The organism is Buttiauxella noackiae (assembly GCF_000737905.1).
GTDB classification, from domain to species: domain Bacteria; phylum Pseudomonadota; class Gammaproteobacteria; order Enterobacterales; family Enterobacteriaceae; genus Buttiauxella; species Buttiauxella noackiae.
In genome coordinates, this window is record NZ_JPRU01000004.1 from 133,705 (window position 1) to 147,424 (window position 13,720).

Sequence of the window (13,720 nt, forward strand, 5' to 3'; positions counted from 1 at the left end):
AAAAAGGCTGATGTTAAAAAACCATCAGCCCTCGATATTAATCATCTTTACTAGACGTTTTAAAGCTTCTCACCATTCGAAGCAATCACGTCTTTATACCAGGCGAAAGATTTCTTCCGGCTGCGGTTTAACGTCCCTTTACCTTCGTTATCTTTATCTACGTAGATAAGGCCATAACGTTTTTTCATCTCGCCCGTGCCCGCAGAAACCAGGTCGATGCATCCCCATGGGGTATAACCCATCAGGTCAACGCCGTCTTCCACAACCGCTTTTTTCATCTCGCGGATATGAGCAGACATATAGTCGATGCGGTATTGGTCATCCACCACGCCATCGCTTCCCTGAACATCAATCGCGCCAAAGCCATTTTCAACGATAAACAGCGGCAGCTGGTAATGATCCCAGAACCAGTTCAATGAGTAGCGAAGCCCTACTGGATCTATCTGCCAGCCCCAGTCCGATTTCTGGACATACGGGTTAGAGACCAGACTTTTAGATTCATCATAATCCAGTTGCGGATTATCGTCCGTGGCTTTGGTGGCAAACGACATGTAGTAGCTAAAGCCGATGTAATCGACACAGCCCTGCTCTAGTGCAACGAGATCTTCACCGGTAATGTCTAACTTGAAGTCACGGCGTTCAAAGTAATTCAGCAGATGTTTAGGATACTTGCCGCGCACGTGAACATCGGTAAACCAGTATCGACGGTGCATGGCATTCATCGCCATCATCACATCGTTTGGCGCACAGCTCAGCGGGTAGATTGGGCACATGGCGATCATGCAGCCGACCCGCAGATCTGGATTGATCTCACGCGCAGCACGCACTGCCAGCGCGCTGGCGACCAATTCGTAGTGTGCAGCCTGGAACATCACCGGCTCGCGATCTTCGCCCGGTTCATACTTCAGACCGGAGTTGGTAAACGGGGCGAAATCTTCGTGGAAATTAGCCTGATTGTTGATCTCGTTAAAGGTCATCCAGTACTTCACTTTGTGCTGGTAACGTGTGAAGACCACTTTGGCAAAATGCACGAAGAAGTCGATAAGCTTACGATTGCGCCATCCGCCGTATTCGGTAACCAAATGGTAAGGCATCTCGAAATGCGACAGCGTAATCACCGGCTCGATACCGTGTTTCAGGCATTCATCGAACAGATTGTCGTAAAATTGCAGACCCGCTTCATTCGGCTCCAGCTCATCTCCAAGCGGGAAGATGCGCGTCCAGGCGATGGAAGTACGGAAACATTTAAAACCCATCTCGGCAAACAGTTGGATGTCTTCTTTATAGCGATGGTAAAAATCTATCGCATCATGGTTCGGATAGTTTTTCCCCGGCAACACACCGTCAGTAATTTCGCGTGGAACACCATGAGCACCCGCGGTCATAACATCGGCAACGCTAATCCCCTTACCACCTTCTTTCCAGCCGCCTTCCAACTGATGAGCGGCAACCGCACCGCCCCACAGAAATCCATCTTTAAATCCGGACATATTTTTTCCCTCAATTAGAGATCGCGAATGTGCGACCGGTAATGCTGACTGAAATGGTAGACCGAATCATCATGGCAAATACTTTAGTCAGGTCACATGACGAAGATATCTACCGCTATGAGAGCTGTGCGCATAGCCATTTCAACGGCCATGGTGTTGCTATTTGCCCAAGATAGATTTGGCTGAAGGGTGGAGAATTAAGCGGGTTTACGAAGATATCATGAAGTAACACAGAGCCTGGATTCGCAAATACCTAAGCCTTTTTCTATGCCGTCGCCTACAAAAATTACTGGGTTGCACTTTCTCGACGCACACTCAGCGCGGCTCGAAATAATATTTCACGCTTTCAAACGACATTTACGGCAAGAATCACCGTTTAAGTCAAAAATTAAACTATCAGCGCTCTATACTCGCCGCGATATAGCCGCCATTCGGCACTGCTCTTTAGTCCAGGGGTATCCTTCTGAATACCAGGAGAAGTTAAATGAAGTTGCCATTCAAGCCTCATGTTCTTGCCCTCATATGCAGCGCCGGCATTTTCGCGGCATCTGGTGTACTGTACGTTAAAAGCCAGACAGCCGAACCTGTCCCCGCAGCACCAGTTACGCAGCCTGCTCCAGTAGCAACGCCTGCGCCAACCGCGGCGACTCCTGTCGCTACAGCCGCCACCCCAACGTTTACCACCGCACAGATCGACCAGTGGGTTGCCCCCATAGCGCTGTATCCAGATTCACTGATGTCACAGGTGTTGATGGCTGCGACCTACCCCGCAAACGTTGTTCAGGCGGTGCAATGGTCGCGTGATAACCCGACGCTACAAGGTGATGCCGCGATTCAGGCCGTGGCGAATCAGCCGTGGGATCCGAGCGTTAAATCCCTCGTTGCCTTCCCGCAATTAATGGCGCTGATGGGTGAAAACCCTGAGTGGGTGCAAAATCTTGGCGATGCATTTTTAGCGCAACCAAAAGATGTCATGGATTCAGTGCAGAAATTGCGTTTGCTGGCGCAGCAAACCGGCTCGTTAAAATCCACACCGCAACAGACCGTGACCACGGCGCCTGTAACCGTAAACCAGAATACAACGGTAGCCGCGCCTGCCAGCACCAGCTCATCTTCATCGAAAACCGTAGCGGCGGCACCTGCTCAAACGGTGATTAAAATCGAGCCTGCCGATCCGCAGGTAGTGTATGTGCCAAGCTACAATCCATCTACGGTTTATGGCACCTGGCCGAACACCGCGTATCCACCGGTTTATCTCCCACCGCCTCCGGGAGAACAGTTTGCCAACAGCTTTGTGAATGGCCTCGGTTTCAGCCTTGGCGTTGCCACCACTTACGCACTGTTCAGTAACATCGACTGGGATCACGATGACGACGATTACCATCATGATGGTGGCTATCACGGCGGCGGTAACAACAACATTAATATTAACAACGTGAATAACTTCAACCATATATCTGGACAAAACCTCCAGAAAAACAATGTCGCCTGGCAGCATAATCCGGCCTACCGTAACGGCGTTCCTTACCACGACAACAACGTTGCCCAACGCTATCACCAGACCAATGTCCCTGGCGGCCTGAGCGCCACGCAAAACGCCCCGGTCAATCGTGATGCCCAACGGCAAGCGGCAGCGACACAGTTACAGCAGAACAAAGGGAGAATTGACGCAGCGGCACCTCAACTGGCTACACGTGATGCCCAACGCCAGGCTTCATCTAAACAGCTCAATCAGATCGCCCAGCGCAATAACTATCGTGGTTATGATTCGCAAAATACCGATGCCCGTCGAAATGCGGCGAAAAGCCAGCTAAACAATTCGGGTCAGCAGCAGCAACGCAGAGAGACGGCAAAAAATCAGATCAACCATCCAACGGCACAACAGCAACAGCGCCGGGAGACGCGCCAGCAAGATCCCCAACGACAGCAGCAGCGGGTGCAATCACCACGTTCCAACGCGTTAAGCGGGAATGACAGTCGCTCTCCTTCCTGGCAGGCACAAAACCAGCGTGGGCAGCAAAGTCTTCATCGCTCATCGATCAATCGTGAGCCACGCGCTGCGGCTCGTGGTTCTGAACATCGTGAATTTCATCGTCGCTAACGGGGAGGCATCATGAAAAATCGTATGAAGTTAAGTGCACTACTAATGCTGATGCTGCCTGCCTTTGTTCAGGCACAGCAACAATTCACCACGCCAGAGCTTGCGGCCAGCTCATTTGCCAATGCCGTGATAAGCCAGGATGAAGCCACGCTTACCGAAGTGCTGGGCGATAACTGGCGTCACTATCTGCCGGATGAAAAAGCCGACCCGGAAGCTGTCGCCCGTTTTATCCGTGACTGGAAAGTGAGTCATAACATCGAGGAAAAAGGCGATATTGCGCATCTGAACGTCGGGCAGGAAAACTGGCAGTTACCTATTCCGATGGTGAAATCTGATGCAGGCTGGCATTTCGATATGGAGAGTGCAGCGGATGAAATTCTTACGCGTACCATTGGCCTGAATGAGCTTTCAGCGATTCAGGCAATCCATGCTTACGTTGACGCCCAGCAGGATTACTATCAGTTAGATAAACAGTACGCACAAAAATTTACCAGCAGCGAAGGCAAGAAAGATGGCCTCTACTGGCCCGCATCTCCTGGTGAAGCGCCTAGCCCACTCGGCCCAGGCTTCAGTCCGGTACAACCGGGAATGGGTTATCACGGCTATCACTTCCGCATTCTTACATCCCAGGGAGCAAAAGCACCGGGCGGCGAAAAGAGCTATATCAGTGACGGGAAAATGGTGGAAGGCTTTGCGTTAGTCGCCTGGCCTGTCGAATATGGCGAAACAGGGGTGACTACCTTTATGGTGAATAATCAGGGAGTGGTGTATCAGAAGGATTTGGGTGAGCAGACGGCTGAAAAAGTAAAAGAGATAACACAGTTCAACCCTGATGAAAGCTGGCAACAAGAGCAGCAATAATCCAATAAAAAAAAGCGGCCTAAGCCGCTTTTTTCTTAACCATCAAACGATTACTTCTTTTTCGCTTTCGGGTTTGGCAGGTCAGTGATGCTACCTTCGAAGATCTCAGCAGCCAGGCCTACGGACTCATGCAGAGTCGGGTGCGCGTGGATGGTGAGCGCGATGTCTTCTGCGTCACAACCCATTTCGATAGCCAGACCGATTTCGCCCAACAGCTCGCCGCCGTTAGTACCGACAATCGCACCACCGATAACACGGTGAGTTTCTTTGTCGAAAATCAGTTTGGTCATACCGTCTGCACAATCGGAAGCGATAGCACGGCCAGAAGCAGCCCACGGGAAGGTGGCGGTTTCGTAGCTGATGCCTTTTTCTTTCGCTTCTTTCTCGGTCAAACCAACCCATGCAACTTCTGGTTCGGTATAAGCGATTGAAGGAATCACTTTCGGGTCGAAGTAATGCTTCATGCCGGCGATAACTTCAGCGGCAACGTGGCCTTCGTGAACACCTTTGTGAGCAAGCATTGGCTGGCCAACGATGTCGCCGATAGCATAGATGTGCGGCACGTTAGTGCGCATTTGCTTGTCGGTACGAATGAAACCGCGATCGTCAACTTCAACGCCAGCAGCGCCAGCATCGAGCAGCTTACCGTTAGGTACGCGGCCGATGGCAACCAGAACCGCGTCGTAACGCTGTGGTTCTGCTGGGGCTTTTTTGCCTTCCATTGTGACGTAGATGCCATCTTCTTTGGCTTCAACGGCAGTCACTTTGGTTTCCAGCATCAGGTTGAATTGCTTGCTGATACGCTTGGTGAAGACTTTCACCACGTCTTTGTCGGCAGCCGGGATAACCTGGTCAAACATTTCAACCACGTCAATCTCTGAACCCAGCGCATGGTACACAGTACCCATTTCCAGACCGATGATACCGCCGCCCATAACCAACATGCGTTTTGGTACAGCTTTCAGTTCCAGTGCGTCGGTAGAATCCCATACGCGTGGATCTTCATGCGGAATGAATGGCAGCTGAATCGGACGAGAACCCGCCGCGATGATTGCGTTATCGAAGGTGATGGTGGTTGGACCATTTTCGCCTTCAACAACCAGGGTGTTAGCACCGGTAAATTTACCCAGGCCAGTCACCACTTTAACTTTACGACCTTTCGCCATACCAGACAGGCCACCAGTCAACTGGTTGATAACCTTTTCTTTCCAGGTACGGATTTTGTCGATGTCAGTTTTCGGCTCGCCGAAAACGATACCGTGCTCAGCCAAAGCTTTCGCTTCTTCGATAACTTTAGCAACGTGCAACAGGGCTTTAGAAGGGATACAGCCGACGTTCAGACAAACACCACCGAGGGTGCTGTAACGTTCAACAATAATGGTTTCCAGACCTAAATCAGCGCAACGGAAGGCAGCAGAATAACCTGCGGGACCTGCCCCAAGTACCACGACCTGAGTTTTGATTTCAGTACTCATCATGACCTCTTAATTTATTTCCGGCGGGTCTGACGTCATTTTTATGTCTTAACGCCCATCATCCACCGGGACGTTCTATCCGCCCGCAGTTTACAAAATTGTTAACAAATTTGAAACAACAAACGGCAAACGATTTGTATTTTTGCACCTGAGAATCTCAAACAGCATCATGAGATTACCAGAAAAAAGCCGACCGCTTGGCCGGCTTTTTGGCTTACATCACCAGGCGGCGAATATCGGCCAGCATGTTGTTGATGATGGTGATGAAGCGAGCACCATCAGCACCATCAATCACGCGGTGGTCGAAGGACAGAGACATCGGCATCATCAGACGCGGAGTGAACTCTTTACCGTTCCAGACTGGCTCAATGGCCGACTTGGAAACGCCCAGGATTGCCACTTCAGGCGCGTTAACAATTGGCGCGAAGTGAGTCGTCCCGATACCGCCCAGGCTTGAGATGGTGAAGCAACCGCCCTGCATTTCGCCAGCAGTCAGCTTGCCATCACGAGCTTTCTTAGAGATAGCCATCAGTTCGCGAGACAGCTCGCTGATGCTCTTCTTGTTCACGTCTTTAAAGACAGGAACAACCAGGCCGTTTGGCGTATCAACCGCAACACCGATGTTGATGTATTTTTTCAGCGTCAGCTTCTGACCGTCTTCGGACAGGGAGCTGTTGAAGCGTGGCATTTGCTCAAGAGCAGCAGCAACGGCTTTCATGATGAACACAACAGGGGTGAACTTCACGTCAAGCTTGCGTTTAGCAGCTTCGTCGTTCTGCTGTTTGCGGAACGCTTCCAGATCGGTGATATCGGTTTTGTCGAAGTGCGTAACGTGCGGGATCATCACCCAGTTACGGCTCAGGTTCGCACCAGAAATTTTCTGGATACGGCCCAGTTCAACTTCTTCGATTTCGCCGAACTTGCTGAAATCAACTTTCGGCCATGGCAGCATGCCAGGCAGACCGCCGCCGGTTGCAGCAGCAGGGGCAGATTCAGCGCGTTTCACCGCATCTTTCACGTAAGCCTGAACGTCTTCGCGCAGGATACGACCTTTACGGCCAGTCCCTTTCACTTTCGCCAGGTTTACGCCAAATTCGCGCGCCAGGCGGCGGATCAGCGGAGTTGCATGGACGTAAGCGTCGTTTTCAGCAAATTCAGTTTTGCCTTCGGCTTTAGCTGGCGCCGCAGCTGGTTTCTGAGCTGCTGCCGCAGGAGCCGGAGCCGCTGCTTCTTGCTTAGCTGCTGGAGCCGCAGGTGCTGCGCCTTGCACTTCAAAGACCATAATCAAAGAACCGGTAGACACTTTGTCGCCAGTATTAATTTTGATTTCTTTAACCACACCCGCGAACGGAGCCGGGACTTCCATAGAGGCTTTGTCGCCTTCTACGGTGATCAGTGATTGTTCAGCGGCAACTTTGTCGCCCACTTTAACCATCACTTCAGTCACTTCAACTTCGTCACCGCCGATGTCTGGCACGTTAACTTCTTTAGAGCCGGAAGCGGCTGGTGCGGCTTGTGCCGGAGCTGCTTCCGCTTTAGTTTCGGTTGCAGCAGGTGCAGCACCCGCTACTTCGAAGACCATAATCAGGGAACCGGTAGACACTTTGTCGCCAGTGTTGATTTTGATCTCTTTTACAACGCCTGCGAACGGTGCCGGGACTTCCATAGAAGCTTTATCACCTTCAACGGTGATGAGACTTTGCTCTGCTTCTACTTTGTCGCCAACTTTAACCATAATCTCGGTAACTTCTACTTCGTCACCGCCGATATCTGGCACGTTCACTTCTTTTGCTGCCGCAGCTTGCGGAGCGGCCGCTGGCGCTGCTTCTTTCTTCTCTTCAGCCGGAGCTGGTGCAGCTTGCGCTGCACCTTCGGCGGATTCGAAAATCATAACCAGTTTGCCGGTTTCAACTTTGTCACCTACCGCAACTTTGATCTCTTTGACCACACCTGCTTGCGGAGAAGGGACTTCCATTGAAGCCTTATCACCTTCCACGGAGATGATGGACTGGTCAACTTCAACCTTATCGCCCACTTTCACCATGATTTCGGTGACTTCAACTTCGTCTGCACCAATGTCCGGTACGTTGATTTCGATAGCCATTTTATTCTTTACCTCTTATGCCAGACGCGGGTTGACTTTATCTGCATCGATGTTGAATTTGGTGATAGCGTCAGCCACCACTTTCTTATCGATTTCGCCACGTTTAGCCAGTTCGCCAAGTGCTGCAACAACCACATAAGATGCGTCCACTTCGAAGTGGTGACGCAGGTTTTCGCGGCTGTCTGAACGACCGAAGCCATCAGTACCCAGTACGCGGTAATCGCTTGCCGGGATGAAGTTACGGATCTGCTCAGCGAACAGTTTCATATAGTCAGTAGACGCTACCGCTGGTGCATCACTCAGAATCTGAGCAACGTACGGTACACGTGGTTCAGCCGTTGGGTGCAGCATGTTCCAGCGCTCACAATCCTGGCCATCACGCGCCAGTTCAGTGAAGGAAGTTACGCTGAATACATCAGAGCCAACGCCATAATCTTTAGCCAGGATCTGTGCCGCTTCACGCACGTGACGCAGGATAGAACCGGAGCCCATCAGCTGAACTTTACCTTTGGTTCCTTCAACTGTTTCCAGTTTGTAGATACCTTTACGGATGCCTTCTTCCGCGCCTTCTGGCATGGCTGGCATGTGGTAGTTTTCGTTCAGCGTAGTGATGTAGTAGTAAATGTTCTCTTGTGCTTCACCGTACATACGCACCAGACCGTCATGCATGATGACAGCAACTTCGTAAGCGTAAGCCGGGTCGTAAGAGATACAGTTCGGGATAGTCAGAGACTGAATATGGCTGTGGCCATCTTCGTGCTGCAGGCCTTCACCATTCAGAGTCGTACGACCAGAAGTACCACCGACCAGGAAGCCACGCGCCTGTTGGTCACCCGCTGCCCAGCACAGGTCGCCAATACGTTGGAAACCGAACATGGAGTAGTAGATGTAGAACGGGATCATTGGCAGATCGTTGGTGCTGTAAGAGGTCGCAGCAGCCAGCCAGGAAGAACCTGCGCCCAGCTCGTTAATACCTTCTTGCAGGATCTGACCTTTCTCGTCTTCTTTGTAGTAAGCAACCTGCTCACGGTCCTGCGGGGTGTACTGCTGGCCGTTCGGGCTGTAAATACCGATCTGACGGAACAGACCTTCCATACCGAAAGTACGCGCTTCATCAGCAATGATTGGAACCAGACGGTCTTTGATAGACGGGTTCTTCAGCATTACGTTCAGAGCACGAACGAAAGCGATAGTGGTGGAGATTTCTTTGTTCTGCTCTTCTAACAGGGAGCTGAAGTCAGCCAGGGTAGGCAGTTCCAGTTTCTCGGTGAATTTTGGCAGACGCGTCGGCAGATAGCCGTTCAGTTTCTCACGCTGGCCATGCAGATATTTGTACTCTTCGCTGCCTTCTTCAAACTTAATGTAAGGCAGTTTTTCGATTTCAGCATCGGTCACCGGCACATTGAAACGGTCGCGGACATAACGAACGCCGTCCATGTTCATTTTCTTAACCTGGTGGGCGATGTTTTTACCTTCGGCAGTTTCACCCATGCCATAACCTTTAACGGTATGAGCAAGGATAACAGTTGCTTTGCCTTTGGTTTCTTGTGCATTGCGCAGTGCAGCGTAGATTTTCTTAGGATCGTGGCCACCACGGTTCAGAGCCCAAATCTCGTCGTCGGACATATCTTTAACCAGTGCAGCAGTTTCTGGATATTTGCCGAAGAAGTGCTCACGCACATACGCGCCGTTTTTGGATTTGAAGGTCTGGTAGTCACCGTCAACGGTTTCGCCCATCAGCTGCAACAGTTTACCGCTGGTATCTTTACGCAGCAGTTCGTCCCAACGAGAACCCCAAATCACTTTGATAACGTTCCAGCCAGCACCCGCGAAGATACCTTCCAGTTCGTTAATGATTTTGCCGTTACCGGTTACCGGGCCATCAAGACGCTGCAAGTTACAGTTGATGATGAAGCAGAGGTTATCCAGTTTTTCACGGGTTGCGATAGTGATCGCACCTTTGGATTCTGGCTCATCCATCTCACCGTCGCCCAGGAACGCGTAAACGCGCTGTGCGGAGGTGTCTTTCAGACCACGGTGTTCCAGGTATTTCTGGAACTTAGCCTGATAGATAGCACCGATTGGACCCAGACCCATAGATACGGTCGGGAACTGCCAGAATTCAGGCATCAATTTAGGGTGCGGGTAAGAGGACAGACCATTACCGTGAACTTCCTGACGGAAATTGTTCATCTGGTCTTCAGTCAGGCGGCCTTCAAGGAAAGCACGTGCGTAAACACCTGGGGAGATGTGGCCCTGGAAGTACACCAGATCGCCGCCATCTTTCGCATTGCGCGCGCGGAAGAAGTGGTTGAAACACACGTCATACACGGTTGCAGAAGACTGGAAAGAGGACATATGGCCGCCCAGATCGAGGTCTTTTTTAGACGCTCGCAGGACAGTCATGATGGCGTTCCAACGGATAGCAGAACGAATACGGCGTTCCAGCTCCAGATTCCCCGGGTATTCCGGTTCATCTTCAACGGCGATGGAGTTTACGTACTGACGGGCAGCAGAACCTTCTGCAACTTTTACTCCGCCTTTACGGGCTTCGCTCAGTAACTGATCGATCAGGTACTGTGCGCGCTCAACACCTTCTTCACGGATGACCGATTCGATCGCCTGTTGCCAGTCGCGAGTTTCGATCGGATCCACGTCATTTGGGAAACGTTCTGACATGGGTGGTATTCCTTATCTGTGTCTAATACGTTGATTATCTGGAACCTGTCCCATTGTGCTTTTTGCCCTTCATATTTCGGGTTGTCTCTTTGTTGGCTGCGCTTCCTCATCCCAGTCACATAGTTAGCTATGCTCCTGAGGATTCGCGCGCTTGCCGCCGCGATACACCCTGAACTATTTGGGCAACACAAAGCACAATAAGACAGGTTCTGCGTTTAGTTGCCGCGCTCTAAATAGTGGCGCTTAAAAGAACCAGAAATTTCGGGTTCTCATTCCTTACGTTGCTGTAAGCGCCGTAGAGAACGTTCTCGACGACTCTGTTCGCGGCTGCGATCCAGCAATATTTCTTCGATAAATGCCAGGTGACGGTGCGACGCTTCGCGCGCCTGCTCCGGTTGGCGAGCCATAATCGCCGCAAAAATGCTGGCGCGATGGCTGCTCACTTGCGCCAGCATTTCACGGCGCGCGTAGAGCAATTCAAAATTCTGACGAACGTTTTGTTCGAGCATGGGTGACATACAGCGCAACAAGTGTAGTAGCACCACGTTGTGGGCAGCTTCTGTGACGGCGATTTGATACTGCATAACAGCATCGGATTCCGCATCCAGGTCGCCGGACTCTTGCGCTTGTTGAATGGCTACATGGCAGTCGCCAATGCGTTTGAGATCTTCGTCCGTACCACGCAATGCCGCGTAATACGCCGCGATACCTTCAAGTGCGTGGCGGGTTTCGAGCAGATCAAACTGGGATTCAGGATGGTCAGACAGCAGTTCGACCAGCGGGTCGCTTAAACTTTGCCAAAGACTGTTCTGGACAAAAGTACCGCCGCCCTGACGACGAAGCAGGAGTCCTTTCGCTTCGAGACGCTGAATGGCCTCGCGTAGTGAAGGACGAGAAACGTCAAATTGTTTTGCCAATTCGCGTTCTGGTGGGAGTTTTTCGCCGGGACGCAAGGTTCCCTCGAGGATGAGAAACTCCAACTGCTGCTCAATCACATCGGATAATTTTGGTTGGCGGATTTTGCTGTAGGCCATTTATTCCCTGTCTCTGCCATTAGCCTTCATGTAGTCAATTGGTATGACCAATTTCACATCGTTGACGCTAAAGTAACAAAGTATTCACCTTCTGTCCATATTGGTTTTGATCAGAATCATTAAACTGGGGGTATTTTAACAACAATAAAGGAATGATGTTTCAAAAATGCAACCACACACAAACCTTGCGGTTACCACCAAAGAAGTAGATTTAACTTTTTATAAGTCACCAAATTCGCAATTTTGGGCAATTTGAACCGATTCATCAGTTTAAAATATGAATATTAATTCATCTAATGCGCTTATTGTGGGCAATTAATAAACGAAACGAATAACTCGGGTTGGGTGACAACTGCTTTCTTTTTATTCAACTCGTCACGACAAGAATAGAAAGCAGGTGCAAACACTCGCGCTTACCACTATTCTTTGCGCTGCGGTAGTCCAATGCGCAAAATACTGGAATTAAAAACCGTAAAATAAAGACTACACATTACGGAATTACAAACTTACAGAGGCGTAATGAACGCCCTGAAAATAACCACACACGAGGTTAAAGATGGAACAAGGCGACACGCTTAAACGCGGCCTTAAAAACCGCCATATCCAGCTCATCGCGCTGGGTGGTGCAATCGGGACAGGTCTGTTTCTGGGCAGCGCGTCTGTCATCCAGTCCGCCGGGCCGGGTATTATTCTGGGTTACGCGATCGCAGGCTTTATTGCCTTTCTGATCATGCGCCAGTTGGGTGAAATGGTTGTTGAAGAGCCGGTAGCTGGTTCATTTAGCCACTTTGCTTACAAATACTGGGGTGGGTTTGCAGGTTTTGCTTCTGGCTGGAACTACTGGGTGCTGTATGTGCTGGTAGCCATGGCAGAACTGACCGCAGTCGGTAAATACATTCAGTTCTGGTATCCGGAAATCCCAACCTGGGCCTCCGCTGCAGTCTTTTTCGTTGTGATCAACGCCATCAACCTGACTAACGTAAAAGTCTTTGGTGAAATGGAGTTTTGGTTCGCGATTATTAAAGTCATCGCCGTTGTCGCCATGATTGTGTTTGGTGCCTGGTTGCTGTTTGGCGGCCACGCAGGTCCACAAGCGACAGTTCGTAACCTCTGGGAACAAGGCGGATTCTTGCCGCATGGCTGGACCGGACTTGTCATGATGATGGCCATTATCATGTTCTCATTTGGCGGGCTGGAACTGGTTGGGATTACTGCGGCTGAAGCAGATAACCCACAAGTTAGCATTCCGAAAGCAACCAACCAGGTTATCTACCGTATTCTGATTTTCTATGTGGGCTCACTGGCTGTTCTGTTGTCTCTGATGCCGTGGACTCGCGTTACCGCTGATACCAGCCCGTTCGTACTGATCTTCCACGAACTGGGTGACACCTTTGTAGCTAACGCACTGAACGTTGTGGTTCTTACCGCCGCACTATCTGTTTATAACAGCTGTGTTTACTGCAACAGCCGTATGCTGTTTGGCCTGGCCCAACAAGGCAACGCGCCTAAAGCGCTGCAGAAAGTTGATAAGCGTGGCGTGCCGGTTAATACCATCATGGTTTCTGCTCTGTTCACTGCGCTGTGCGTACTGATCAACTATCTGGCACCAGCAGAAGCCTTTGGTCTGCTGATGGCGCTGGTGGTATCCGCACTGGTGATCAACTGGGCAATGATTAGCCTGGCGCATATGAAGTTCCGCCGTGCGAAACAACAACAGGGTGTGAAAACGCGTTTCCCTGCTCTGTTCTATCCATTGGGTAACTACGTCTGCTTGCTGTTTATGGCGGCAGTGCTGGTTATCATGGCGATGACGCCAGGCATGGCAATCTCCGTATGGCTGATTCCTGTATGGGTGGTCATTCTGGGTATTGGTTATTTCATCAAACAGAAGAACTTGAAGAGCGTTAAAGCTTAAGCATGACTTCTGCAAAAAGCCCCGGTGAAGCCTTTGCTCACCGGGGCTTTTTGTTATTAAC

Annotated in this window: 8 protein-coding genes; 3 read left to right on the plus strand and 5 right to left on the minus strand. The window is 50.7% G+C overall.

The window, feature by feature from the left end; all coding sequences use genetic code 11:
• Positions 1 to 59: 59 nt before the first annotated feature.
• Positions 60 to 1,490, minus strand: a complete 1,431-nt coding sequence (locus tag IX31_RS18365; protein WP_034460906.1) for a 6-phospho-beta-glucosidase — start codon at positions 1,488 to 1,490, stop codon at positions 60 to 62.
• A gap of 484 nt (positions 1,491 to 1,974) precedes the next feature.
• Between IX31_RS18365 and IX31_RS18370 the strand changes: the two genes are divergently transcribed.
• Positions 1,975 to 3,591, plus strand: coding sequence for a DUF3300 domain-containing protein (locus tag IX31_RS18370; protein WP_034460907.1), 1,617 nt, complete (start codon positions 1,975 to 1,977; stop codon positions 3,589 to 3,591).
• Positions 3,592 to 3,603: 12 nt separating this feature from the next.
• Complete coding sequence (locus IX31_RS18375; protein WP_122974057.1) at positions 3,604 to 4,452, plus strand: DUF2950 domain-containing protein; 849 nt, start codon at positions 3,604 to 3,606, stop codon at positions 4,450 to 4,452.
• A gap of 50 nt (positions 4,453 to 4,502) precedes the next feature.
• Here IX31_RS18375 and lpdA read toward each other — a convergent pair whose 3' ends face one another.
• From lpdA to pdhR, 4 genes are all read right to left on the minus strand, one after another.
• Complete coding sequence (lpdA, locus tag IX31_RS18380) at positions 4,503 to 5,927, minus strand: dihydrolipoyl dehydrogenase (RefSeq protein ID WP_034460910.1); 1,425 nt, start codon at positions 5,925 to 5,927, stop codon at positions 4,503 to 4,505.
• 214 nt (positions 5,928 to 6,141) lie between these two features.
• Complete coding sequence (gene aceF, locus IX31_RS18385) at positions 6,142 to 8,031, minus strand: pyruvate dehydrogenase complex dihydrolipoyllysine-residue acetyltransferase (protein WP_034460911.1); 1,890 nt, start codon at positions 8,029 to 8,031, stop codon at positions 6,142 to 6,144.
• A 15-nt stretch (positions 8,032 to 8,046) separates the two neighbouring features.
• Entirely contained in the window at positions 8,047 to 10,710 is a 2,664-nt protein-coding gene (aceE, locus tag IX31_RS18390) for a pyruvate dehydrogenase (acetyl-transferring), homodimeric type (RefSeq protein WP_034460912.1), read from the minus strand.
• A 269-nt stretch (positions 10,711 to 10,979) separates the two neighbouring features.
• Positions 10,980 to 11,744 carry a pyruvate dehydrogenase complex transcriptional repressor PdhR gene (pdhR, locus tag IX31_RS18395; RefSeq protein WP_034460913.1) on the minus strand — a complete coding sequence of 255 codons (765 nt, stop codon included), beginning with the start codon at positions 11,742 to 11,744 and terminating at the stop codon, positions 10,980 to 10,982.
• Positions 11,745 to 12,300: 556 nt separating this feature from the next.
• Here pdhR and aroP point away from each other — a divergent pair.
• Positions 12,301 to 13,659 (plus strand): aromatic amino acid transporter AroP, encoded by a 1,359-nt coding sequence (gene aroP, locus IX31_RS18400; RefSeq protein ID WP_034460915.1) that lies wholly within the window; start codon positions 12,301 to 12,303, stop codon positions 13,657 to 13,659.
• Positions 13,660 to 13,720: the final 61 nt, after the last annotated feature.

Bases quoted from the DNA above. Each gene is read 5' to 3' on its own strand.
- IX31_RS18365 (WP_034460906.1), bottom strand. From the start codon at position 1,490: ATGTCCGGATTTAAAGATGGATTTCTGTGGGGCGGTGCGGTTGCCGCT.
- IX31_RS18370 (WP_034460907.1), top strand. From the start codon at position 1,975: ATGAAGTTGCCATTCAAGCCTCATGTTCTTGCCCTCATATGCAGCGCC.
- IX31_RS18375 (WP_122974057.1), top strand. From the start codon at position 3,604: ATGAAAAATCGTATGAAGTTAAGTGCACTACTAATGCTGATGCTGCCT.
- lpdA (WP_034460910.1), bottom strand. From the start codon at position 5,927: ATGAGTACTGAAATCAAAACTCAGGTCGTGGTACTTGGGGCAGGTCCC.
- aceF (WP_034460911.1), bottom strand. From the start codon at position 8,031: ATGGCTATCGAAATCAACGTACCGGACATTGGTGCAGACGAAGTTGAA.
- aceE (WP_034460912.1), bottom strand. From the start codon at position 10,710: ATGTCAGAACGTTTCCCAAATGACGTGGATCCGATCGAAACTCGCGAC.
- pdhR (WP_034460913.1), bottom strand. From the start codon at position 11,744: ATGGCCTACAGCAAAATCCGCCAACCAAAATTATCCGATGTGATTGAG.
- aroP (WP_034460915.1), top strand. From the start codon at position 12,301: ATGGAACAAGGCGACACGCTTAAACGCGGCCTTAAAAACCGCCATATC.